Origin of the sequence: Pseudomonas sp. HLS-6 (assembly GCF_002753995.1) — a bacterium.
Lineage (GTDB): Bacteria > Pseudomonadota > Gammaproteobacteria > Pseudomonadales > Pseudomonadaceae > Aquipseudomonas > Aquipseudomonas defluvii.
Window position 1 is genome coordinate 3039357 of sequence record NZ_CP024478.1, and the last position, 23891, is coordinate 3063247.

General features: G+C 60.0%; 18 protein-coding genes, 1 tRNA gene and 1 pseudogene. 19 read left to right on the forward strand and 1 reads right to left on the reverse strand.

Translation table 11 applies throughout. The features are described from left to right. Positions 1 to 433: 433 nt before the first annotated feature. From CS390_RS14135 to CS390_RS25685, 8 genes and pseudogenes are all read left to right on the forward strand, one after another. Entirely contained in the window at positions 434 to 691 is a 258-nt protein-coding gene (locus CS390_RS14135) for a hypothetical protein (protein WP_245704413.1), read from the forward strand. A gap of 110 nt (positions 692 to 801) precedes the next feature. Continuing rightward, positions 802 to 886 (forward strand) — tRNA-Leu (locus CS390_RS14140). A gap of 185 nt (positions 887 to 1071) precedes the next feature. Then, positions 1072 to 1257 (forward strand): hypothetical protein, encoded by a 186-nt coding sequence (locus CS390_RS14145; RefSeq protein ID WP_256587490.1) that lies wholly within the window; start codon positions 1072 to 1074, stop codon positions 1255 to 1257. A 71-nt stretch (positions 1258 to 1328) separates the two neighbouring features. Next, a complete protein-coding gene (locus CS390_RS14150) occupies positions 1329 to 1745 on the forward strand; it encodes a glycine zipper domain-containing protein (RefSeq protein ID WP_065761789.1) in 417 nt (138 codons plus the stop codon). Positions 1746 to 2156: 411 nt separating this feature from the next. Continuing rightward, positions 2157 to 2384 (forward strand): hypothetical protein, encoded by a 228-nt coding sequence (locus CS390_RS14155; RefSeq protein ID WP_099775116.1) that lies wholly within the window; start codon positions 2157 to 2159, stop codon positions 2382 to 2384. Between the two features lie 69 nt (positions 2385 to 2453). Continuing rightward, the gene (locus CS390_RS14160; protein ID WP_099775117.1) at positions 2454 to 3068 is read left to right on the forward strand and encodes a LysE family transporter; all 615 of its coding nucleotides are present in this window, start codon (positions 2454 to 2456) and stop codon (positions 3066 to 3068) included. A gap of 477 nt (positions 3069 to 3545) precedes the next feature. Then, positions 3546 to 4526: pseudogene (locus tag CS390_RS25680) on the forward strand (cache domain-containing protein); the annotation flags it as partial. A gap of 93 nt (positions 4527 to 4619) precedes the next feature. After that, the gene (locus tag CS390_RS25685; protein WP_371918266.1) at positions 4620 to 5384 is read left to right on the forward strand and encodes a methyl-accepting chemotaxis protein; all 765 of its coding nucleotides are present in this window, start codon (positions 4620 to 4622) and stop codon (positions 5382 to 5384) included. A 49-nt stretch (positions 5385 to 5433) separates the two neighbouring features. On the opposite strand, the gene csiR is transcribed toward CS390_RS25685, so the two are convergent. Beyond that, positions 5434 to 6150 (reverse strand): DNA-binding transcriptional regulator CsiR, encoded by a 717-nt coding sequence (csiR, locus tag CS390_RS14170; protein WP_245704411.1) that lies wholly within the window; start codon positions 6148 to 6150, stop codon positions 5434 to 5436. A 190-nt stretch (positions 6151 to 6340) separates the two neighbouring features. On the opposite strand from csiR, the gene glaH reads away from it, so the two are divergent. The 11 genes from glaH to CS390_RS14225 all read left to right on the forward strand — a co-directional run bounded on the left by glaH (position 6341) and on the right by CS390_RS14225 (position 23662). Further along, the gene (gene glaH, locus CS390_RS14175) at positions 6341 to 7318 is read left to right on the forward strand and encodes a glutarate dioxygenase GlaH (RefSeq protein WP_065761769.1); all 978 of its coding nucleotides are present in this window, start codon (positions 6341 to 6343) and stop codon (positions 7316 to 7318) included. A 93-nt stretch (positions 7319 to 7411) separates the two neighbouring features. Then, complete coding sequence (lhgO, locus tag CS390_RS14180) at positions 7412 to 8680, forward strand: L-2-hydroxyglutarate oxidase (RefSeq protein ID WP_065761768.1); 1269 nt, start codon at positions 7412 to 7414, stop codon at positions 8678 to 8680. Positions 8681 to 8693: 13 nt separating this feature from the next. Continuing rightward, complete coding sequence (gene gabD / locus CS390_RS14185) at positions 8694 to 10142, forward strand: NADP-dependent succinate-semialdehyde dehydrogenase (protein ID WP_099775119.1); 1449 nt, start codon at positions 8694 to 8696, stop codon at positions 10140 to 10142. Between the two features lie 56 nt (positions 10143 to 10198). Then, on the forward strand, positions 10199 to 11479 hold the full coding sequence (gene gabT / locus CS390_RS14190) for a 4-aminobutyrate--2-oxoglutarate transaminase (protein WP_065761892.1): 1281 nt from the start codon (positions 10199 to 10201) through the stop codon (positions 11477 to 11479). A gap of 115 nt (positions 11480 to 11594) precedes the next feature. Next, the gene (gabP, locus tag CS390_RS14195; RefSeq protein WP_099775120.1) at positions 11595 to 13007 is read left to right on the forward strand and encodes a GABA permease; all 1413 of its coding nucleotides are present in this window, start codon (positions 11595 to 11597) and stop codon (positions 13005 to 13007) included. Positions 13008 to 13041: 34 nt separating this feature from the next. After that, entirely contained in the window at positions 13042 to 14418 is a 1377-nt protein-coding gene (locus CS390_RS14200; RefSeq protein ID WP_099775121.1) for an aspartate aminotransferase family protein, read from the forward strand. A 1506-nt stretch (positions 14419 to 15924) separates the two neighbouring features. Further along, positions 15925 to 17286 (forward strand): cytosine permease, encoded by a 1362-nt coding sequence (locus CS390_RS14205; RefSeq protein ID WP_099775122.1) that lies wholly within the window; start codon positions 15925 to 15927, stop codon positions 17284 to 17286. 119 nt (positions 17287 to 17405) lie between these two features. Beyond that, positions 17406 to 18584 (forward strand): hypothetical protein, encoded by a 1179-nt coding sequence (locus tag CS390_RS14210; protein WP_065760556.1) that lies wholly within the window; start codon positions 17406 to 17408, stop codon positions 18582 to 18584. Between the two features lie 146 nt (positions 18585 to 18730). After that, positions 18731 to 20476, forward strand: a complete 1746-nt coding sequence (locus CS390_RS14215; protein WP_099775123.1) for a hydantoinase B/oxoprolinase family protein — start codon at positions 18731 to 18733, stop codon at positions 20474 to 20476. Between the two features lie 34 nt (positions 20477 to 20510). Next, entirely contained in the window at positions 20511 to 22601 is a 2091-nt protein-coding gene (locus CS390_RS14220) for a hydantoinase/oxoprolinase family protein (protein ID WP_099775124.1), read from the forward strand. 95 nt (positions 22602 to 22696) lie between these two features. After that, positions 22697 to 23662, forward strand: coding sequence for a helix-turn-helix domain-containing protein (locus tag CS390_RS14225; RefSeq protein WP_099775125.1), 966 nt, complete (start codon positions 22697 to 22699; stop codon positions 23660 to 23662). Positions 23663 to 23891: the final 229 nt, after the last annotated feature.

Here is a 23891-nt window from a genome sequence, read left to right on the forward strand (position 1 = left end):
CCGCAGATCGCATGCCTTTCAGGAGGCCCAGGCGCGCCGATCAACGCCTGCAACTGCAACGTGCCGCCCCATGAGCGAAAAGCCAATAGCCGACTATTGAGGCGTCTCTTGCTCAGGATTTCGTCCTGGAACACGCAGATTCAGCCACAACGGCGTGATAAGTGTGCCTGCCACAAATGCCGGTAACCGTTGACCGTCGGGCAAACCGACTTCAGCACTGACCGTAAACACTATTCCCGCGCACCTGCCAGGTTCAGCAGTAGAAAAGCTGCAACCCGCCGAACTGTGGCAAACCGTAGTTGCCATTGTCCGCGCACCGGCCCTCGGCCTTCCCTTCGCTGCGCAAACACCTGATCAGGCACTGGTAACTTGCTATAGTCCCCCCGCGGCCATAGCAAAGCCCACTGCCGATAAGGGACTAGAGGATAAGGTCTTGGTATCAGACATGCGGATGAAGGGAATTCATGACGACTTGGAGCACACGGCCGAGAAACTTGAGCAGGTTGCGACAACGTTAGCGGGCCATGCGCTCTACCTGCAACACTCGGTACATGCGCAGGATGCCGCGGATATGCAGGGACGAATAGCAGGCTTACAGGCCTCTGTAGATGACCTGCGCGACGTGGCGCAGAGCATTGAGCAGCAACAGCTTGAACAGGGCAAAGCCCCTGCCCGGTTGACTCAAATATAACGATGAGTTATAAAGACGCCTCGATTTTGCGCCACTGATTAGTTGCGCCGAGTGGCTTGATGTAGCTTGCTTTGAGTTGCTTGATGTAGCGCAGTAAAGAAATCGAGCATGCGAGTGTGGTGGAATTGGTATACACAGCAGACTTAAAATCTGCCGGCGTGAGCCTTGCGGGTTCGAGTCCCGCCACTCGCACCATATTAGAGAAGGCGCCTTGATAGGCGCCTTTTTGCTGCCTGCGATTCATCCAGAACAGTCATCCAGCCCTTTAGGCTAACCGCTCCATACAGCCTACAAATGCGGCATCCTGCCGAAACCAATAACAGAAAACACTGTCAGAGCCTTGCAACTAAAAAACCGCGCTGCGGATCAAGGAAACAACAGTGCTGACTCGCCTTTCGCAATTCGCCCTGATCGCCACTTTCCTGGCGTCCTCCGGCTGTTATCACCATCATTACCATGACCGGGATGACGATGGCTGGCGCGATCAGGACCACCGCTACTCGCAAGACCGGGATCACCGCCGTCATCACCGACATGATGATCGCTACCGGGACGAGGACCGCTAAAGCCCTCGCTGACATGTTTGCTGTACGACCTGCCCATTTGAACACTGCCCCCCTTTTCTGAGGCTCATATCATGCGTTTTACATTGCCTACCCTTGCTCTAGGTCTTCTCTTGTCTCAATGCGCGTTGGCTGCCGGCGATGGTACTGCCGCAGTCGGCGGCGGCCTGGGTGGCGCCTTGGGTAATGTCATCGGCCAGCAAATCGGCGGTAGCACAGGCGCAGCGATTGGCGCTGGTGTTGGCGGCGCAGCCGGCAGTGCTGTCGGCGCCAAGAAAGGCAACCGCACCGAAGCTGCTCTGGGTGGCGGGCTCGGTTCTGCGGGCGGCTCGATCATCGGTCACCAGATCGGCGGCTCCACCGGTTCCACTATCGGCGCAGGCCTCGGTGGCGCAGCGGGTGGCGCACTGGGTAACCATCTGGGTGACGATGGCGACAACAACGATGGTGGCAAGCGACACAAGCACAAGCGTCACCACAAGCACGATTGATCCCTCGTGACACAAACCCGGCCTGGCGCCGGGTTTTGCATTTTCTCGACACCCTCTTCACAAACAGTTCACGTCGAGCGCCCTATTCTGGCAATGCTCCTACAGAATCTCCCTTGGCCCGCCCAGTGCGGGTTTTTTTATGCCTGCCCGCCGCCGACCAGTTACTCAAACTGCTGGCCGGGCACTGAGGGCGGCAACAGCGTGCACATTTCATCTGAAGCCGCTGCCCGTCACACCCAATGAAGGTTCGACCACGGACTGATCCCATCAGGCGGTCAAAGCAATGGCGTTGTTCTGGCGGACGCAAAAGTGAAGATGAAAATTCAAACCTGACTGAGTATTCTGACCGGCGGCACTCCGCGGCCAGCAAGCGCCAGGTGACAGTACCTGACGATGTTTTGAGAGGTAGGAATGGGCACCAGGAAATCAAGCAGTGAACTGAAACGCGACCTGAAAGCGGTTGCATCAAACCTGGAACGAACCGCCGGGGAAATCAGCAAACTCGCCGAACGGGTCAAAGACGTCGATGTCGTGGCAGTACTGCACTTGATGAATCGTCTGTACAAGGATTCTGACAGGCTGAAGGCCTACGCAGACGAGATCAAACAAGGAAAAATCGTACGAGGCAAGTCAGATTAAACCCCAACAGGCGTATCCTGTTTTTGAATCAGACCCTGTTCTGGCCGGCAGATACCGATGGAGATGTTCATGCTTGGTGTAACGGACTACAGCGCTTTTGTCATTGCCTTCATTATCTTGCTGGCCATCCCCGGCCCAGGTAACTTCGCCTTGATCACGTCGACCGGCAAGGGCGGAATCAAAGGCGGGCTCGCGGCCACCTTCGGCGTCATCTTCGGTGACCAGGTGTTGTTGTGGCTGGCGGTCGCTGGCGTTGCGGCACTGTTGAACACCTACCCGGCAGCCTTCCATCTGGTGCAGTGGCTCGGTGCGGCCTACCTGGCCTGGCTGGGCGCACGGATGCTGCTGGCAAAACCGGGTACAGCCCCTCTCCGGCAGATGAAGCCCAACCGTTACCTGCGCCAAACCCTGATGATCACGCTGCTTAACCCCAAGGCCATCGTCTTCTACATGGCGTTTTTTCCGCTGTTCGTCGATCCGGTACGCCACCAAGGGCTGGTGACGTTTGCCTTCATGGCCGTGACAATCGCGGTGCTCACGTTTCTGTATGGCCTGATAGCGGTGCTGCTGACTCACTTTCTGGCCGAGCGTTTGCGTGCAAATCCGAAGGTATCCAGCGCCCTGGAAAAACTGGCAGGCGCATGCCTATTGGGATTTGGCATCAAACTGGCTGTGCTTCGCTGAAGCGCCACCTGTTTCAAACACCTCGAGTCACCGACATAAAAAAAGCCGCCAGCGACCAGGCTGGCGGCTAAACATAGCGCAATGAAGATAGTGCCGTCGCCACCGAGGGACCTCTCCCAAGTGACCGCAAGAGTATCTCCTGAACCCGCGTACGGTGCTTGTTCATGCCTGCCAAAGACGTTGCAGCTGCGTGCCACGCGCAAACCTCAGCAGCGCCCACCAAAAACGTAGATATTTTTATTTTTTAGCGATACTTTTAACCGCTTGGCGACCTTAACCGCTGATCCGTCGTCGCCATGCCGAAGTTCTGCCAGCCACATCAGGCACCCCCTGTCTCGCTCAAGCGCTGACAGACCACACATTATAAAAAGCCTCGCTGCGTGCATTTCACACCACCAGGGTCTTAGTCGGAGACTAAACGCCGTGCTGCAAAACCTGAAATTCAGCCACAAGATCCTGATCGCTGCCTCATTGGTGGTGATCGCCATTCTCTCGCTGTTCTCGGTTTACAACGATGTTCGCCAAGGCGCCTACATCGAGAACGAACTGCGGGGCGACCTGCAGAACAACGGAACACTCACCGCACAGAACATCCAGAGCTGGCTCTCCGGACGCGTCGCCCTGCTTGAGTCGATGCAGCAAAACATCGAGCGCGACCTGAGCGATGACTCAATCATCGCAGCCATGTCATTGAAAGCCATCCGTCAGGCATTCGAACTGGCCTACATCGGAACCCAGGCAGATGGCCGCTTCCTGGCCAACAAGCCGACGGACCTGGGCAAAGACTATGACCCACGGGTCCGCCCTTGGTACAAAGAGGCCGAGACTGCAGGCCAGGCCATACTGACCAACCCCTACATGGACCTGGTGAGCAATGAGCTGGTGATGTCGATCACCGCACCTGTGCGGCACGACGGGCGCCTGGCCGGTATCACCGGTGTAGACCTCAGCCTGAAGACCATGACGGACATGATCAACGCCCTCGACTTCAATGGCACCGGCTATGCCTTCCTGGTCAGCAGGGACGGTACGATTCTGGTCCACCAGGACCGCAAACTGGTCATGAAGTCGCTGAAGGATCTGTACCCGAACCATACCCCGGGTATCGACCAGCGCTTTGCCGAAGCTGAAGAGAATGGCAAACCCCGCATCGTCAGCTTCACACCCATCAAGGGCCTGCCCTCAGTCGACTGGTACATTGGCCTGTCAATCGACAAAGACATGGCTTACAGCCAACAACGAGAGTTTCGTGCCAGCGCACTGATCGCCAGCATTGTGGCGGTCGTGGTGATCATCGCCCTGCTGGGGATGCTGATCCAGGTGCTCATGAAACCCCTGAACAACCTTTCTCGCGCAATGGAAAACATTGCCCAAGGCGAAGGCGACCTGACCCGGCGAATCGATGTGCAATCGCGCGATGAATTCGGCCAACTGGCCATCGCCTTCAACCGCTTCGTTGAGCGCATCCATGGGTCTATCCGCGAGGTGGCGTCTACCACGGCTCAGGTCAACAAAGTCGTCAAGCAAGTGATCCGATCGTCAGAGTCGTCAATGAGCAGTTCTGACGAGCAAAGCCAACGCACCAACAGTGTCGCCGCGGCCATCAACGAACTGGGCGCCGCAGCCCAGGAGATTGCGCGCAACGCAGCAGATGCGTCACGCCAGGCGTCAGGTGCCAGCCTGCAAGCCGAGGACGGTGGCCAGGTCGTGGCCCGAACCCTCCAGGCCATGAGCGAGTTGTCCTCGAAGATCAGTGCGTCGTGCCTCAATATCGAGACCCTGAACAACCGTACCGTCGACATCGGTCGAATCCTCGAGGTGATCAAGGGCATTTCCGAACAGACCAATTTGCTGGCACTGAACGCGGCCATCGAAGCCGCTCGGGCGGGTGAGGCAGGACGTGGCTTTGCCGTGGTGGCGGACGAAGTACGCAGCCTGGCACATCGTACCCAGGAGTCCGCACAGGAAATCCAGACGATGATTCAAGAGTTGCAGGTCGGCGCACGCGAAGCCGTGGCAACCATGACGGAAAGCCAGCAACACAGTGAGGAAAGTGTGACGATTGCCAATCAGGCGGGCGAACACCTGAATGGCGTAACCGGCCGCATCGTGGAAATCGACGGGATGAACCAGTCCGTCGCGGCGGCAACAGAGGAACAGACCTCGGTCATCGAGTCACTGAACGTCGACATCATCGAGATCAACAGCCTCAACCAACAAGGCATCTCCAACCTCAATGCAACGTTGCAAGCCTGCAAGGCGCTAGACGAACAGGCCGAACGCCTGAAGACCCTGGTGGACAGCTTCCGCATCTGATCTGATCGACAGGGGCGCCCGTGCGCCCCTGCATCACTGCCCGAGCGTGTCAGGACGCCGGGACAAGCGATACCGCCTTCCCCAACCCTTCACGCTGCATGACCTCAAGAATGATCGGCACGGGCGACATCAGGTGGTTACGCATCATGGTCGTCGCGCGCTCCGTGTCCCGCGCCAGGATCGCTTCAACCAGCGCGGCATGCTCCTTGCGCTTGATCTCCAACGCTTCCTCCGAGAACACCGTCTGGGTCAACCACAGATGGCGGTAGCGCTCGGCCTGATCGAACAGATAGGTGCGCACCTGCAACAAGTGCTTGGAACCGCAGCCTGCGGCGATGGCGCTATGAAAAGCCTTGTGCCGCATATCCCAGACATCGAGGACTTTTTCGCGGGTTTGTACATCCATCACTTTGGACAAGGTATGGGACTGGGCCACGACCTGCGCTTCCCACGCATCATCGCCGCGCTCGATGGCGAGGCCCACGATCATGGCTTCAAGGTTCGCGCGAGCATCATAGATATCCTGAAGCTCCTGCAGCGACATGGACGCAACCCGATAGCCCTTCTGGCTGATGACCACCACCAGATGCTCTGCCACGAGCTGCGACAGCGCCTCGCGTAGCGGGCCGACGCCCAGGTCATAGCGCTCCTTGAGCCCGCTCATTAGCAGCTTTTCACCTGGTTTGAATACGCCGCGAATGATGTCGTGCTTAAGCCGCTCGTACCCACTGAATGCAGAGTTATGCCTGGGGGCGAGGCTTTCCAAGGTACTGCTCCTGAACTCAAAAAAATCAATCATACCCAAACCGCTTGCAGCGGAAAAACATTAGACAAAAAGATTTTCTGTCGCTCAAATTGAAAAATGTAGACATTTTTAATTTGTAGCGATATTTTACTCCTGCCTGATCCAGATCATTGCTGGAAGACGCCTTTTACTACCTCTGCCAGGAGCCTCCATGAACGCCTTCACTCACATTCAAGACCCCGTTATGCCGCTTCCGGTAGAGACCAAGGGCTTTACCGTCAGCCCGTCCAAGCAGTCCCCACGCCTGCTGGAACTGACCTTCAGCAAGGAAGTCGTCGATGCCTTCGTCAGCGCCGTAGCCCAATGGCCGGTACAGGCGCTGGAGTACAAGTCGTTCCTGCGTTTCCGCGTCGGCCAGATCCTCGACGAACTGTGTGAAGGCACACTGCGTCCGGTACTGCTGAACACCATCCTGGATCGCGCTACCGGCGGCATGCTGGTCACCCCGCAGGGCCTGTGTGACGTGACCCAGGCCGACGAGATGGTCAAGTTCTCCTCGGCCATCGCGCACCTGATCGGTCGCTCGAACTTCGATGCCATGAGCGGTCAGTTCTATGCCCGCTTCGTGGTAGTCAACACCGACAACTCCGACAGCTACCTGCGTCAGCCTCACCGTGTAATGGAACTGCACAACGACGGCACCTTCGTCAAAGAGCACACCGACTACGTGCTGATGATGAAGATCGACGAGCAGAACATGGTCGGTGGCAACACCCTGCTGCTGCACCTGGACGACTGGGAAGACATCGACCACTACTTCTCTCACCCACTGGCGCGCCGTGAGATGCGTTTCACCGCACCACCGAGCAAGAACGTGCGTGAAGATGTCTTCCACCCGGTGTTTGACAATGACGACCAGGGCCGTCCAACCATGCGCTACATCGACCAGTTCGTGCAGCCGCAGGACTTCGAGGAAGGCATCTGGCTGAACGCCATGTCCGAGTCGATCGAAGGTAGCCAGAAGAAGCTTTCGGTACCGGTACCGGTTGGCAGCTTCGTACTGATCAACAACATGTTCTGGCTGCACGGTCGTGATCGTTTCACCCCGCACCCGGAACTGCGTCGCGAACTGATGCGTCAGCGCGGCTACATCAGCTATCAGAAGACCCTGTACAAGCGCGGCCAATAATGCGCGCAACACGCTGAAGCGACGAGGCCACCACCGGGTGGCCTTCGTCGTCTCTCCAATAAACCTAATTCAGGTGGGTGCAGGCTAATGGCTATGTACGACTTCATTATCATCGGTGGCGGCATCGTGGGTATGTCCACGGCCATGCAACTGATCCAGGTTTACCCCGACGCAAAAATCCTTTTGCTGGAAAAAGAATCCGGCCCGGCCAAACACCAGACCGGCCATAACAGTGGCGTGATTCATGCCGGTGTCTATTACACCCCCGGCAGCCTGAAGGCGCGCTTCTGCCTGGAAGGCAACAAGGCCACCAAGGCGTTCTGCGACAAGCACGGCATCCGCTATGACGAGTGCGGCAAGCTGCTGGTGGCAACCAACGAGCTGGAAATGCAGCGCATGAGTGCGCTGTGGGACCGCACCGAAGCCAATGGCTTGAAACGCGAGTGGCTGAGTGCTGACGAGCTGCGCGAGCGCGAGCCGAACATTGTCGGCATGGGTGGCATCTTCGTGCCGTCCAGCGGCATCGTGAACTACGCACAAGTGACCGCCGCCATGGGCCGCGAGTTCGAAGCGGCCGGTGGCGAAATTCGCTACAACAGTGAAGTGAACGGTATCGACGAACGTGCGGATGAAGTGCTGGTGCGCACCGACGGCCACGAGTACCACGGACGCTTCCTGATCACCTGCTCGGGCCTGATGGCCGACCGCGTGGTGCGCATGCTGGGGGTCAAGCCGAACTTCATCATCTGCCCGTTCCGTGGCGAGTACTACCTGCTGCCCAAGCAGCACAACCAGATCGTCAACCACCTGATCTACCCGATCCCGGACCCGTCCATGCCGTTCCTCGGCGTACACCTGACCCGGATGATCGATGGCACCGTCACTGTCGGGCCGAACGCGGTGCTGGCGATGAAGCGCGAAGGCTATCGCAAGACCGACATTTCGATTCCCGACCTGTTCGAAACCCTGACGACCCCGGGCATCCTCAAGGTACTGATGAAGAACCTGCGCCCGGGCCTGATCGAGATGAAGAACTCGATGTTCAAGGGTGGCTACCTGAAAGAAGTACAGAAGTACTGCCCGAGCATCGTCAAGAGCGACCTCACCGCCTACCCGGCCGGTGTGCGCGCGCAGGCCGTTTCGCTGGATGGCAAGTTGATCGACGACTTCCTGTTCGTGAACACCAAACGCAGCATCAGCGTGTGTAACGCGCCTTCTCCTGCCGCGACCTCGGCCATCCCTATCGGCGCCCACATCGTCGACAAGGTACGCGAACAGCTTTCCAGTCAGGGCGCCAGCTTCGTCAAGCCCGCCAACACCGCCCGGCCTGCCGTGGCAGCGGCATCCGCCGCGACCAAGTAACGAGGAACTCAACGTGCAACTCAACGATTTGAAACTGTTTCGCCAACACGCCTACATCGACGGCGCCTGGGTAGAAGCCGACAACGGCCAGACCATCACGGTCACTAACCCGGCCACGGGCGAAACGATCGGCACCGTGCCGAAGATGGGCGCGGCCGAAACCCGTCGTGCCATCGAAGCCGCGGACCGCGCGCTGCCGGCCTGGCGTGCATTGACCGCCAAGGAACGTGCGGTCAAGCTGCGTAAATGGTTTGAATTGATGATGGCCAACCAGGAAGACCTGGCCCGTCTGATGACCCTGGAACAGGGTAAGCCACTGACCGAGTCGAAAGGCGAGATCGCCTACGCTGCATCGTTCCTGGAATGGTTCGGTGAAGAAGCCAAGCGCATCTACGGCGACATGATTCCTGGGCATCAGGTCGACAAGCGCCTGATGGTGCTCAAGCAGCCTATTGGTGTAACGGCAGCGATCACCCCGTGGAACTTCCCTTCGGCAATGATCACCCGCAAAGCCGGCCCGGCACTGGCCGCCGGTTGCACCATGGTGCTCAAGCCTGCTTCCCAGACCCCCTACTCGGCACTGGCACTGGCTGAACTGGCCGAGCGCGCCGGCATTCCAAAAGGCGTGTTCAGCGTTGTCACTGGCAGCGCGGGTGAAGTCGGTGGCGAGCTGACCGGCAACCCGATCGTGCGCAAGGTGACCTTCACCGGCTCGACCGAAATCGGTCGCCAGCTGATGGTCGAATGCGCCAAGGACATCAAGAAAGTCTCCCTGGAACTGGGTGGTAACGCCCCCTTCATCGTATTTGACGATGCCGACCTGGACGCGGCTGTCGACGGTGCGCTGATTTCCAAATACCGCAACAACGGCCAGACCTGCGTCTGCGCCAACCGCCTGTACATTCAGGACGGTGTCTACGACGCCTTCGTCGAAAAACTCACCGCAGCCGTCGCCAAGCTCAACATCGGCAACGGTCTGGAAAATGGCATCACCACCGGCCCGCTGATCGACGCCAAGGCCCTGGCCAAAGTCCAGGAGCACATCGACGACGCCGTGAGCAAAGGCGCTCGCGTCGTTGCGGGCGGCAAGCCGCATGCACTGGGTGGCACCTTCTTCGAGCCGACGATTCTGGTCGACGTGCCGCGTAACGCCGCGGTAGCCAAGGAAGAGACCTTCGGCCCACTGGCACCGCTGTTCCGCTTCAAGGACGAGGCCGAAGTCATTGCCATGGCCAACGACACCGAGTTCGGCCTGGCGTCCTACTTCTATGCCCGTGACCTGAGCCGGGTGTTCCGTGTCGGCGAAGCCCTGGAATACGGCATCGTCGGAATCAACACCGGCATCATCTCCAACGAAGTGGCCCCGTTCGGCGGCATCAAGGCTTCGGGGTTGGGCCGTGAAGGTTCCAAGTACGGCATCGAGGACTACCTGGAAATCAAGTACCTCTGCATCGGTATCTGAACCTTTCCTTTCTACATCGGACAAGACCGCAACCCGTTGCGGTTTATGAGGTAATAATGAGCGACACCAACCAATCGCTGCAGCAACGTCGTCTGGACGCCATCCCACGTGGCGTCGGGCAGATCCACCAGATCTTCGCCGAGCGCGCAGAAAACGCTACTGTCTGGGATGTCGAAGGCCGTGAGTACCTCGACTTCGCAGGCGGCATTGCCGTGCTGAACACCGGCCACCTGCACCCAAAAGTCATGGCTGCCGTGCAAGCACAGCAAGCCAAACTGACCCACACCTGCTTCCACGTGTTCGCCTACAAGCCTTACGTCGAACTGTGCGAGAAACTCAACACGCTGGTACCAGGCAACTTCGCGAAGAAGACCCTGCTGGTCACCACCGGTGCTGAAGCCGTCGAAAACGCCATCAAGATCGCCCGTGCTGCCACCGGCCGTACTGGTGTCATCGCCTTCACCGGCGCCTACCATGGCCGTACCCACTACACCCTGTCGCTGACCGGCAAGGTAGTGCCCTACTCTGCTGGCATGGGCCTGATGCCAGGCGGCATCTTCCGTGCCCAGTACCCGAATGAACTGCACGGTATCTCTACCGACGAGGCCATCGCCAGCATCGAGCGCATCTTCAAGAACGATGCCCAGCCGAGCGATATCGCCGCGATCATTCTGGAGCCGGTACAGGGTGAAGGCGGTTTCAACGTCGCGCCAAAAGCTTTCATGCAGCGCCTGCGCGCCCTGTGCGACGAGCACGGGATCGTCCTGATCGCTGACGAAGTACAAACCGGCGCCGGTCGTACCGGTACCTTCTTCGCCATGGAACAGATGGGCGTCGCCGCCGATCTGACCACCTTCGCCAAATCCATCGCCGGTGGTTTCCCACTGGCGGGCGTGGCGGGCAAGGCCGAAATCATGGACGCCGTTGCCCCAGGTGGCCTGGGCGGCACCTATGCCGGCAGCCCTGTGTCCTGTGCTGCGGCCCTGGCCGTCATCGAAGCCTTCGAGCAAGAGCACCTGCTGGATCGTGCCAAGGCCGTGGGCGAGATCCTCGGCACCGGCCTGCGCAAGATCGCTGAGCAGCATTCCAGCATTCTTGAAGTGCGGACCCTCGGCGCCATGGTTGCCGTGGAGCTGTGTGAAGGTGGTGACGTACACAAGCCGGCCGCTGAACTGACCGGCAAGATTGTTGCCCTCGCTCGCGAGAAAGGTCTGATCCTGCTGTCGTGCGGTACTTACTACAACGTCCTGCGCATCCTCGTACCTCTGACCGTCAGCGACGAGGACCTTGCTCGCGGTCTGACGATCATCGGTGAGTGCTTCAACGAACTGGCGTAAGACCTCCACTTGTCGTTGCCCACGTGAACACGAAACAGCAGGGTGGCCGCACTACGCGTGCAGCGGCCGCCCTGCGTTCACGCGGGCAACGACATCGCGTTAAAAAGGTAAGACCATGAACAACAAACATAAAAACAACTTGAGTCACGGGCTTAAATCCCGTCATGTCACCATGCTCTCGATTGCCGGGGTGATTGGCGCCGGGCTGTTCGTCGGCTCCGGACGTGCGATTGCCGAAGCCGGCCCAGGGGCTGTTCTGGCCTATGTCTTTGCCGGCATTCTGGTCATGCTGGTGATGCGCATGCTCGCCGAAATGGCCGTTGCGTCGCCGGATACCGGTTCGTTTTCCACCTATGCAGACCGCGCCATCGGCAAATGGGCGGGGTTCAGCATCGGCTGGTTGTACTGGTGGTTCTGGGTACTGATCATTCCGATCGAAGCCAACATCGCCGCCACCATCATCAACACCTGGGTGCCCGAGTGGGATATCTGGGTACTGTCCCTGATCATCACCCTGGTGCTGACCGCGACCAACCTGGCCAGCGTGAAGAACTATGGCGAATTCGAGTTCTGGCTCGCATTGGTCAAGGTACTCGCCATCGTCGGTTTCATCGCCCTGGGCGCCTGCGCCATTTTCGGGCTGCTGCCCGATGCCCCGGTCAGCGGCGTTTCGCGCCTGTGGGACAATGGCGGCTTCATGCCTAACGGCTTCGGCGCAGTCATCAGTGCCATGCTGATCACCATGTTCTCGTTCCTTGGCGCCGAGGTGGTGACCATTGCGGCCGCCGAATCCGACGCGGCCGAGAAGCAGATCTCCCGGGCCACCAATTCGGTGATCTGGCGGATTACGCTGTTCTACATCCTGTCGATTTTCATCGTCGTAGCCCTGGTACCCTGGAACGATCCGCGCCTGGCCTCCCAAGGCTCCTACGTAACCGTACTGGAAATCCTGGGTGTTCCGCACGCCAAGCTGCTGATCGACGTGGTCGTACTGACCTCGGTGACCAGCTGCCTGAACTCCTCGCTGTACACCGCCTCGCGCATGCTCTTCTCCCTCAGCAAACGTGGTGAAGCACCGGCCTGCGCCCGTTACACCAACAGCATCGGCACACCGATCTATGCCGTGTTGCTGTCTACCGGCGCGGCGTTCCTGACGGTCATCGCCAACTACCTGGTGCCCTCCAAGGTATTCGGCTTCCTGATGGCAAGCTCCGGCACCATTGCCCTGCTGGTCTATCTGGTCATCGCCATCTCGCAACTGCGTATGCGCAAGAAGCTGATCGCCGAAGGCAAGACGCTCAACTACCGCATGTGGCTTTTCCCGTGGCTGACCTGGGGCGTGATCCTGTTCATCAGCGCCGTGCTCATCGTGATGCTGTTCCGTCCCGATCATCAGCTTGAAGTCATCTCCACCGGCGTATTGAGCCTGTTGGTGGTCTGTTCGGGCTTGTTGGTCAGCCGTCGCCATGCCAAAGCCAAGGCCTTGGCTACCGCACAAGGTGGCATCCCTGTCGCGCTGGGGCGCTGACAGGTCCATTTACCTATTTGATGAGTGTTGACGAATGAGCAAGCAAACACTGTCGTTGGCTGAAAAAGATGTCCAGCATCAACTGCACCCCTACACCGATGCCCGCATGCACGAAGAGCTTGGCCCGCTGATCATTGAGCGCGGCGAAGGCATCTATGTGTATGACGACCAGGGTAAGCAATACATTGAGGCCATGTCCGGCCTGTGGAGCGCTGCCCTGGGGTTCAATAACGAACGCCTGATCAAGGCCGCCGAGCAGCAATTGCGCACGCTGCCGTTCTACCACCTGTTCAGCCACAAGGCGCATGCCCCCAGCATCGAGCTGGCGGACAAGCTGATCGAAATGGCGCCGGTCCCGATGAGCAAGGTGTTCTTCACCAACTCGGGCTCCGAAGCCAACGATACCGTGGTCAAGCTGATCTGGTACCGCAACAACGCCATTGGCAAGCCGGCCAAGAAGAAGTTCATCAGCCGCCTCAACGGCTACCACGGCATCACCATCGTCAGCGCCAGCCTGACCGGCTTGCCGGCCAACCAGCGCGGCTTTGACGTGCCGTTGCCGGGCTTCTTCCACGTCGGCGCACCACATCATTACCGCCATGCGCTGCCAGGCGAAACCGAAGAACAGTTTGCCGACCGTCTCGCCGCCGAGCTGGAAAGCCTGATCCTGCGTGAAGGCCCGGAAACCGTCGCCGCCTTCTATGGCGAGCCCTTGATGGGTGCCGGTGGCGTCATTGTGCCGCCACGCACCTACTGGGAAAAGATCCAGGCCGTCTGCCGCAAATATGACGTACTGGTCGTCGCTGACGAAGTGATCTGCGGGTTCGGCCGTACCGGCAACCTGTTCGGCAGCCAGACCTTCGGTATCAAACCGGACGTGATGGTGTTGTCCAAACAGCTGTCTTCGTCCTACCAGCCGATCTCGGCGATCCTGATCAACGATGCGCTGTACCAGGGCATTGCTGACCAAAGCCATTCGCTGGGCACCCTTGGGCATGGTTTCACCGCCAGTGGCCATCCGGTTGCGGCGGCGGTTGCGCTGGAAAACGTGAAGATCATCGAAGAACAGAACCTGGTCGAGCATGCTGCGGCCATGGGCGCGATTCTTCATGAGGGTCTGAACCAATTCGCCGACCACCCACGGGTGGGCGAAATCCGTGGCCTTGGCCTGATTGCGGCGGTCGAACTGGTTGCCGACCGCGAGCTCAAGACCCCGTTCGAGGTCACCGGCAAACTGGGACGTTTCCTGGCCGGTCGCGCCCAGGCGCACGGCATGATTACCCGTAACATGGGTGATGCGATTGCCTTCTGCCCGCCGTTGATTTCCAGCGAAGCGGAGATCCGCCTGATCGTCGAGCGCTTTGCCCGTTCGCTTGACGAGACCGAGCACTGGTTCAACGCCAGCCGCTAAGTCACCGTCATACGCCAGGAAGGCACGTGAACGACAAGCCCCCGCTTTTTAGCGGGGGTTTGTTTTTCCAGGCTGAATCCCACAGCGATCCCCACAGAACACTGCTTTTCCTGTAGGAGCGGGACTTGCCCGCGATGACTTCAGCGCGGTGTCAGCACGTCCGCGGCGCCTGTATCGCGGGCAAGCCCGGCTCCTACAGGTTGCGCGGGCTCTGTTGGAGCTGGCTTGCCTGCGATGGCCTCGGCGCGGTGTCAGTGAGTGCGCGGCGTCTGTATCGCGGGCAAGCCCGGCTCCTACAGCTTGCGCGGGTTCTGTTGGAGCTGGCTTGCCTGCGATGGCTTCGGCGGGGTGTCAGTGGGTTCGCGGTGGCTGCATCGCGGGCAAGCCCGGCTCCTACAGGTTACGCAGGCTCTGTTGGAGCAGGCTTGCCTGCGATGGCCTCGGTGGGGTGTCAGTGAGTTAGCGGCGTCTGCATCGCGGGCAAGCCCGGCTCCTACAGGTTACGCAGGCTCTGTTGGAGCAGGCTTGCCTGCGATGGTGTCGGTGGGGTGCCCGTGAATTCGCGGCGTCTGCATCGCGGGCAAGCCCGGCTCCTACAGGTTACGCGGGCTCTGTTGGAGCTGGCTTGCCTGCGATGGCCTCGGCGCGGTGACAGTGAGTTCGCGGCGTTTGCATCGCGGGCAAGCCCGCTCCTACAGGTTGCGTGGGCTCTGTTGGAGTTGGCTTGCCTGCGATGGCGTCGGGGGGGGTGTCAGTGAGTGCGCGACGTCTGCATCGCGGGCAAGCCCGGCTCCTACAGGTTACGCGGGCTCTGTTGGAGCAGGCTTGCCTGCGATGGCCTCGGCGCGGTGTCAGTGAGTTCGCGGCGTTTGCATCGCGGGCAAGCCCGGCTCCTACAGGCTGCGCGGGCTCTGTTGGAGTTGGCTGCCTGCGATGGCGTCGGGGGGGTGCCTGTGAGTACGCAGCGACTGTATCGCGGGCAAGACCCGCTCCTACAGGCTGCGTGGGCTCTGTTGGAGCTGGCTTGCCTGCGATGGCGTCGGGGGGGTGTCAGTGAGTTCGCGGTGGCTGCATCGCGGGCAAGCCCGGCTCCTACAGGCTGGCGCGGGCTCTGTTGGAGCTGGCTTGCCTGCGATGGCGTCGGTGGGGTGTCAGTAAGTGCGCGGCGTCTGCATCGCGGGCAAGCCCGGCTCCTACAGGTTGCGCGGGCTCTGTTGGAGCTGGCTTGCCTGCGATGGCGTCGGCGCGGTGACAGTAAGTTCGCGGCGTTTGCATCGCGGGCAAGCCCGGCTCCTACAGGCTGCGTGGGCTCTGTTGGAGCTGGCTTGCCTGCGATGGCGTCGGTGGGGTGTCAGTGAGTGCGCGGCGCCTGCATCGTTGGCAAGCCAATGCTCCACAGGTTCTCAATGCGCTGACCTGCAAAAGACAGTGCAGCCAAGCACAATTATTGAGCGGATGAGCCTTTTTATAATCGCGACTCTTCATACAACAATAAAGAGAAGAGCCATGGCCACACCCATCCCCAAACAGGTCGACAGTACCGACTGCACCGCTTTTGCCGTTCCGGACACGCACCGCCTCAGTAAACTATCGCTAACGATGGCCTGGTGGGGCATCTGCAGTGCAATGTTCTGGCTAGTGGTCTCGGCCACGCTGGCCATGACCTTCGGCACTGAGCAGGCCATTATCGGCCTGGTGCTGTCGGTCATCGCCTATGCCGCTATCAACACCGTCATCTCCCGCTATGCAATGAAAACCGGGCTTTCGGTAGCGCTTTTCTCCCGAGTGCTGTTCGGGCGAACCGGTGCAACACTTGCCACACTGATCTTCTTCGCCACGGCCACCTACTACAGCGTCTTTGAAGGTTCGGTCATTGCCATCGCCATTCATGACTACGTGTCGTCAATGTCGTTGAATCAGGCCTACCTGTTGGTTGTGCTGTACAGCGTGCCGTTGATCTTCGGCAGCGTTCAAAACTGGATGGACAAGCTCAACGGGGTGCTGTTGCCGTTTTACCTGGTGGGCCTGGTTGCGTTGGTGATCATGACCATCGCCGAATACGGCTACAGTTCGGCGTGGTTGCACATGGGGCCGGCAAGCGGCCCGGTGGAAAACGGCTGGTGGCACTGTTTCAGCTACTTCATGGGCGTATGGATCCTGATGATGTACACCTGGGACTATGCCCGGTTCGGCCGTAAGCAGGACGTGTCCTTCCATAGCCGATTCAACTTCGGCCTGCCGTTCTACACCTTTACCTTTCTCATCAACGGCCTGGTGGGAATCTTCATTGCCGGGACGATCCCTACGCCAGGAGGGCTGACAGAAGTTTCGGTCGTGAAGGCGATCGTCGAGCTGATGGGTGTGTGGGGCCTGATTTTCGTCTGGGTAAGCCAAACCCGCATCAACTCGGCAAACTTCTTCCTGGCGGCGACCAACATGCAAGCCTTCTTTGGCCGCCTGGGCTTGGCCAGGGTGCCTTACATCGCGTGGGCAGTCGCAGTCGGGGCATTGGTTTACGCACTGATGCGCTTGAATGTGTTCGACTACATCCTGCAGGCGTTGGCCTACCAGAGCATCTTTGTCGTGGCCTGGGTGGCGATTGCACTGGCGCATATTTTCTCGCCCAAGTACCACCAACTGTTCGACGGCAAGATCGAGTATGAACTGGAACGTGTCAGCGCGATAAACCCTTGCGGTCTTGGCGCCTGGTTCTTCGCCGCCGGGCTGGGGATTCTCTTGCTCAACTCGGGCAGCGCCACGCTCGCCACTTTTTCTGCCCCGGTGACGTTCATCAGTGCCTTTGCTGCCTACTGGCTGTTGCTCAACAGTGCCAAACGCAGTTGGTTCGTGCGACCGCACTGTTCCTGACAGCCACTTCACCCCCCCTTTTCAGCACCTGAAAGCGCTTTACCTCCCCGAGCCGCGGGATGACTGCGGCTCGGCTTTTTTACGCGCCTAAAACAACAATAAGACCCAAGGACATACACATGCGTTCAGTGAACTATCGCACGGTGACGGCTGCAGTTTTTGCACAACTGCTGACCCTGTACGGCGCTCCCGCCTTTGCCGTGGCCATCAACGAAAACCTGGATATTGGCGGCGCCATCCGTGCGCGTGTTGACTACGACCCGGATCAAGACCTGGAAAAAATCAGCTTCGATACGTTTTTCCTGACCGCCACCTACACCTCCAGCAGTTGGATAGGCGCGGCGAAATACCGCTTCTACGGAGATGCCTATCCCTTTTCCTACACAGACAGCATCGGCGACATCTCTTTTCCCGAGTACGCCTGGCTAGGCTACAAATTCAACGATTCGCAACAGGTCCAGGTCGGCCTGAACCACATTCCGTTTGGCTTGCAGCCCTACTTCGGCAGCCCCTTCTTTGAATCGCTGGGCAATGTGATCGGGTTGGAGGACATTCAGGACCTGGGCATCAAGTACATCCAGAACACCCCGGACTGGAACCTGCAGGCCGGTTATTACCTGCGCCCGATTGATCAGGGCCAGGGCACCAGCCGCGGTGGACGTACCTATTCGACCAGCGTCGCCAAGGCCGACACCTATGTGGCAGACGGCAGCAGCAACCAGGAACGCAATATTGTCGTTGGACGCCTGGCCCGCAACCTGAAGCTCGGCAACTGGCAGTCGGAGGTCGGCGCATCGGCGCTTACTTCGGAACTGGAGAACCGCGACACCCATGACAGCGGTCGACGTAACGCCGTGGCCGTGCATTACCTGGGCAAGAACGGCCCTTGGGGCGTTCAACTGCAGGCCACACGCCAGGACATGACGCCGAGAAATCCCGGTAACGACAAGTACGTCACGTTCGGCAGCTATGACGCGACATTCAACGTTGCGGCCAAGGGTGACCTGTATGTGACCGACCTCAGCTATGACATCGCCGGAAAGTACGGTTGGTTGTCAGGCATCAAGCTGTACGGCAACTACAGCCTCTTCGACAAGCGCGACAGTGCGTTCCATGACTCCCAGCGTTTCATTCTCGGCACGTCGTTCTCACTCAAGGACCTCTGGATAGCCGTGGAATGGCTGCACGGCAAGAACGACCCGTACATCGGTGGCAGCAGCTTCACCCAGAGCCTGGGCGCGGGTGGCAGCAATCAATGGGAGAACCAGCTTTACACCAACATCGGGTACTACTTCTAACCCCGCCCGACAGTACCAGTGCCCTCAGTATCAAAAAACAGTGCACGCGGCGACAAGCCTGCCGCCTCGAGGTACGCGTAGCTTTGTGTCGTGGGTCAGGCATCCGTCCTGCCCCACCCAGATAACAACAAGATTCTTGGTGACCCATGAGTACAGTAGATCCGATCACCCTGGCCGTCGTGCGAGGCGCACTCGAAACCGCGCAGCGGGAAATGACCCTGACGCTGGAAAAAACCGGCCGTTCGAGTGTTTTCAACCTGGCACACGACTATTCCAACGCCCTCTTCGACCACCTGCCGGAAATGATCCTGCAAGGCCAGGACATCCCCATACACCTGGGGTCGCTGATCCCCGCGATGAAGTGCGTTGCCGGCTTCTTTGGCGACGACATCCTTGAAGGCGACGTGATCTATCACAACGACCCTGCCTACAACGGCAGTCATATTCTCGACTGCTGCATGTACAAGCCGGTTTTTTACAAAGGGGAACTGGTGTTCTGGACGGTCTGCAAAGGCCACCTGACCGACATCGGTGGCCCGGTACCGGCCGGTTACAACCCGGACGCCAAGGAAATCTACGCCGAAGGCCTGCGTATTCCGCCAGTGAAGCTGTGGTCCAGAGGCCAGCGCCGCGAAGACGTCATCAACCTGTTGCTGACCAACATGCGCGCCCGGGCTTACCAGGAAGGTGATCTGAATGCTCAATACGGTGCTTGCAGTGTCGGCGAGCGGCACTTGATCGAGCTGCTTGACCGCTATGGCGTGGAACAGGTTCGCGCCTGCATCGCCGAGTTGAAAGACATGGCTGACCGCCATATGCGTGCCTTGCTGCGTGACGTACCTGACGGTATCTACAGCGGTACGGCGGTGCTTGAAGACTCAGGCCATGGCCTGGGCCAACTGTCGATCACCGCCCAGGTGGAGATTCGCGGTGACGAAGCCCACGTATTGATCGAAAGCCCGCCACAGGTGCCCTACTTCATCAACTCCTATGCCGGCAACTCGGTCTCCGGGGTGTACCTGGGGCTGATGATGTTTGCCCAGGTGCCACCGCCTTACAACGAAGGGCTCTACCGCTGCGTCAGCGTCGACCTCGGGCCACCAGGCACCCTGTGCAACGCGCAGGAACCGGCACCGCACGTCAACAGCACCACCACGCCCATGGAAACCCTCGCCGACGCCGTGCGCCAGGCGCTCGAGCAAGCCGCACCGGAGCGGGTCACCGCCTCCTGGGGCCACGCCAGCGGCATCAACATTGCCGGTCACGATCCGCGTAACGGCAACGACGAATACGTGACCATGGTGCTGGCCTCGATCATTTCCGGCGCAGGTGCGAACAAGGAAATGGATGGTTGGCCGGCCTGCGGCCCGCTGTGCTGCTTCGGAGCACTGATGTCCGGTGATATCGAGCTGCTGGAGTACTCCTACCCGGTGTTGATCCACCGCTACAGCCTGATGACCGACAGCGGTGGCGCCGGGGAATTCAGAGGCGGCTCGGGCACACGCATCGAGATCGAGCCACTGAACCATGCCATGACCGTGGTGGGGTTTGGTGAAGGTCGGCAACTGCCAACGGCGGGCGCTGCGGGTGCGACCAACGTCCTGCTCGAACCCAAGCTTGGCCGCCTGATCCACCGCAAGGTAGACGGTGAGGAAGCCCACTTTACCTACAACGCACTGCTGACTGCCCAGCCGGGCGAACGGGTCATCAACGTCAATCCAGGGGGTGGTGGCTACGGCAACCCCATGCGCCGGCCTGTCGCCACGGTATTGAACGACGTGCTGAACGGCCTGGTGTCGCCTGAAGGCGCCCGCCTGGAATACGGCGTGGTGCTCGACAGCAACGGCAACCTCGACGAAGCCGCGACATACGCCATCCGCGCCGCACACTGATTGATGCCCCTTGAGCAATGCAGAGACTTTTACCATGACTAAGCAGCAATATCGCCTGGGCATCGACGCCGGCGGCACCTTCACCGACTTCATCCTCGCTGACCGCAGTGGCAACGTTCAGTTGTTCAAAGCGCCTTCGACGCCACAGGACGGCACCCTCGCCATCCGCAATGGCCTGGCGCAAATCGCTGACGCCATCGGCCGCACACCGGCGCAGATCATTGCCGACTGCGACCTGTGCATCAACGGCACCACAGTGGCCCTCAATGCCCTGATCGAGAAAACCGGCGTCAAGGTCGGCCTGCTCTGCACCGAAGGCCATGAAGACAGCCTGGAAATCCGCCTGGGCCACAAGGAGGATGGCCACCGCTACGATGCCAGCTACCCGCCGGCGCACATGCTGGTACCGCGTCATCTGCGCCGCCCTGTCGGTGGCCGAATCCTCAGCGACGGCAGCGAGTACAGCCCGCTTGACGAAGACGCCATCCGGGAAGCCATCGACTACTTCCGCGAGCAGGACGTCAAGGCCGTGGCTATCTCGTTCGTCTGGTCGGTGCGCAACCCCAGCCATGAACAACGCGCCGCAGCCATGGTTCGTGACGCCCTGCCCGGCGTGTTCGTGTGCACCGGTAACGAGGTGTTCCCACAGATTCGCGAATACACCCGTACCTCGACCACCGTGGTCAACGCTTACCTGAGCCCGGTCATGGGCCGTTACATCGAACGGATCGATGCGCTGTTCGAAGAGCTCGGTGCGCAACAACCCACCCGCTACTTCCAGTCCAATGGCGGCCTGGCGCCGGGTGTCGTGATGCGCGAGCGCGCGGTCAATGCGATCAACTCAGGCCCGGCATCCGCCCCACAAGCCGGGCTGTGCGTGGCGGCGCCGTTCGGCATCGACAACGTGATCACCGTGGACATGGGCGGCACCTCGTTCGATATCACGCTGAGCAAGTCCGGGCGAACCAACTTCAGCAAAGACACCGACTTCCTGCGTTACCGTATTGGCGTACCGATGATCCAGGTCGAAACGCTGGGCGCTGGCGGCGGCTCGATTGCCTACCTGGACGACTTTGGCATGTTGCAGGTTGGCCCGCGCAGTGCCGGCGCCAACCCTGGCCCGGTCTGTTACGGCAAAGGTGGCGTCGAACCCACCGTCACCGACGCCAACCTGGCACTCGGCTACCTGGCCGATGGTGCGCTGCTGGGCGGCAGCATTCGCCTGAACCGGCAAGCGGCGATTGATGCCATTCGCCACAAGATCGCTGAACCGCTGGGCATCAGCGTCGAGCGTGCGGCCATCGGTATCATTACCCTGGTCAACCTGAACATGGTCAGCGGCATCCGCCGGGTATCGGTCGAACGCGGCTACGACCCCCGTGACTTTGCCTTGATCGGCGCCGGTGGCGCAGCGGGCATGCACGTCATGCGCCTGGCCGAGGAAATCGGCAGCAAAGTGGTACTGATCCCTAAAGTCGCCTCCGGCCTGTGCGCGTTCGGGCAGATCCTCTCGGACATCCGTTACGATCAGTTGAGCACCCTGCCCATGCGCCTGGACGACGACCTGGTCGACCTGCCACTGCTCAACCAAACCCTGCGCGCCCTGCGCGAGCGCGGCCTGAACAACCTGCGCGATGACGGTTTCAGTGCGGGCAATGCGGTCGAATGCCTGTACAACCTGGAAATCCGCTACCTGGGCCAGGTTCACGAGTGCAGTGTCGAACTGGACTGCGATCAGCTGGATCATGAGCGCCTACAAGACTTGCGCACGGCGTTCCATGAGCGACACAAGGCACTCTTCTCCTACAGCGAGCCGGACAGCCCGGCAGAGCTGGTCAACCTGGAGTGCTCGGTGATCGCCCGCCTGCAGCGCCCACCCATGCCGGAATTGCCCGTGCAGGCCGACCTCGATCCGGCCAGCCCGATCGCTCACCGGGCCATGCTCTTCGACGCGCAAGACGCCTGGCAGGAAACCCCCGTGTACAACGGTGATCGACTGCAGGCCGGGCACACGGTTCAAGGCCCCTGCGTGATCGAGGAAGCGACGACCAACATCGTCGTGCCACCGGGCTGGCAAGCCACACTGGCGCCTTCGGCTACCTACCGGCTGACGCCCAGTGATTGACCTTAGCTAAGCATTGGCAAATTATGGCAAAGCAACGGTGCCGGGGGCTTACCCCCGGCACCGTCCTCACAATAAAAAAGACACGAGGATCGGCCATGGCAATCACACTCAGCAGCCGCTATTGGCCCGACAACGAACGCCAGGCACGTTGGGCCGCGGCGATCGGCAGTACCTATTTCCCGCTGTCACTGAATTTCGATCCCGGCGCACGTTTCAGTGGCAACCTGCAAGTGTGGGAAACCCAAAGCACCGCGTTGACCCTGTCACGGCTGCGCTCCACCCAAATGGGCTACTCACGCAGCAAGGCCCAGGTCAGTGAGGACCGCGAGGCGTGCTACCTGGTCACGGTACCGCGCCGCAGCGAGGTGCACTTCGAGCAGGATGGCCGCGTACTGCACTGCCAGCCTGGCGGGTTTATCTTTGAGCGCGGTGATGCGCCCTACCGCTTTCACTACGCCAGCGACAACGACCTGTGGGTGTTCAAGCTTCCCGAACGCGCCCTGCATGGCCAACTGCGCGGCGCCGAGCGCTATACCCGCCTGTGCTTCGATGCCAAGCGCGGGCTGGGTCGAATCTTCGTCGACCAACTGGCAATGTGCGCGGCACGCTTCGATGAATGCGACGATATCGCCCGCCATATGCTGCTGGAGCAAGCGCTCTCAACCTTGCTGATGGCGCTACGCGATGACCAGCGGGTACTCAACAGCGAAAGTTCGAGCCTGGCAGCCCTGCATTTGCAGCGTATTGAACACTACGTCGAGCAACAGTTGGGCAACCCGGATCTCGCCCCGCAAATGATCGCTGACGCCTGCAAGCTGTCGGTGCGTTATCTGCACAAACTGTTCACGGCCACCCCCTACAGCCTCAGCGAGTGGATCCGCCTACGGCGTCTTGAAGCGGTGCACAGAGACCTGCATGACCCTTATTGCCACTTGTCCATCGGCGAACTGGCAATGCGTTGGGGCTTCAGTGATCAGGCTCAATTTGCCCGCAGCTTCCGCCAACGCTTCGGTTGCACCGCCAAGGAAGTACGCGCCACCGCCAGCGGGCACCCTCACTGAAAAGGCACTGAAAAAGGCCACGCCGCCTGCTGGCGGCGGCATTGTGCCAGAAAACAAGGCCTGACCTGATCCGAACGGACGATTCGGACACCGCAGGGGCGTCGGTATCGTAAACGGCGCCACGGCATTACGGCTGCGGCCCTGAAACACACTAACGAACGCCTGCCCGACGCACTCTGTCGGCACCACCCACCGCGATCTGATTCGCGATCCACGCGGGGCGGCCCAC

What these genes read in the sequence shown, in the direction of transcription:
- CS390_RS14220 (WP_099775124.1), top strand. Translation starts at nt 20,511, where the DNA reads ATGACTAAGCAGCAATATCGCCTGGGCATCGACGCCGGCGGCACCTTC.
- CS390_RS25685 (WP_371918266.1), top strand. Translation starts at nt 4,620, where the DNA reads ATGAGCAGTTCTGACGAGCAAAGCCAACGCACCAACAGTGTCGCCGCG.
- glaH (WP_065761769.1), top strand. Translation starts at nt 6,341, where the DNA reads ATGAACGCCTTCACTCACATTCAAGACCCCGTTATGCCGCTTCCGGTA.
- CS390_RS14155 (WP_099775116.1), top strand. Translation starts at nt 2,157, where the DNA reads ATGGGCACCAGGAAATCAAGCAGTGAACTGAAACGCGACCTGAAAGCG.
- gabP (WP_099775120.1), top strand. Translation starts at nt 11,595, where the DNA reads ATGAACAACAAACATAAAAACAACTTGAGTCACGGGCTTAAATCCCGT.
- lhgO (WP_065761768.1), top strand. Translation starts at nt 7,412, where the DNA reads ATGTACGACTTCATTATCATCGGTGGCGGCATCGTGGGTATGTCCACG.
- CS390_RS14215 (WP_099775123.1), top strand. Translation starts at nt 18,731, where the DNA reads ATGAGTACAGTAGATCCGATCACCCTGGCCGTCGTGCGAGGCGCACTC.
- CS390_RS14205 (WP_099775122.1), top strand. Translation starts at nt 15,925, where the DNA reads ATGGCCACACCCATCCCCAAACAGGTCGACAGTACCGACTGCACCGCT.
- gabT (WP_065761892.1), top strand. Translation starts at nt 10,199, where the DNA reads ATGAGCGACACCAACCAATCGCTGCAGCAACGTCGTCTGGACGCCATC.
- CS390_RS14160 (WP_099775117.1), top strand. Translation starts at nt 2,454, where the DNA reads ATGCTTGGTGTAACGGACTACAGCGCTTTTGTCATTGCCTTCATTATC.
- CS390_RS14225 (WP_099775125.1), top strand. Translation starts at nt 22,697, where the DNA reads ATGGCAATCACACTCAGCAGCCGCTATTGGCCCGACAACGAACGCCAG.
- CS390_RS14150 (WP_065761789.1), top strand. Translation starts at nt 1,329, where the DNA reads ATGCGTTTTACATTGCCTACCCTTGCTCTAGGTCTTCTCTTGTCTCAA.
- CS390_RS14210 (WP_065760556.1), top strand. Translation starts at nt 17,406, where the DNA reads ATGCGTTCAGTGAACTATCGCACGGTGACGGCTGCAGTTTTTGCACAA.
- CS390_RS14200 (WP_099775121.1), top strand. Translation starts at nt 13,042, where the DNA reads ATGAGCAAGCAAACACTGTCGTTGGCTGAAAAAGATGTCCAGCATCAA.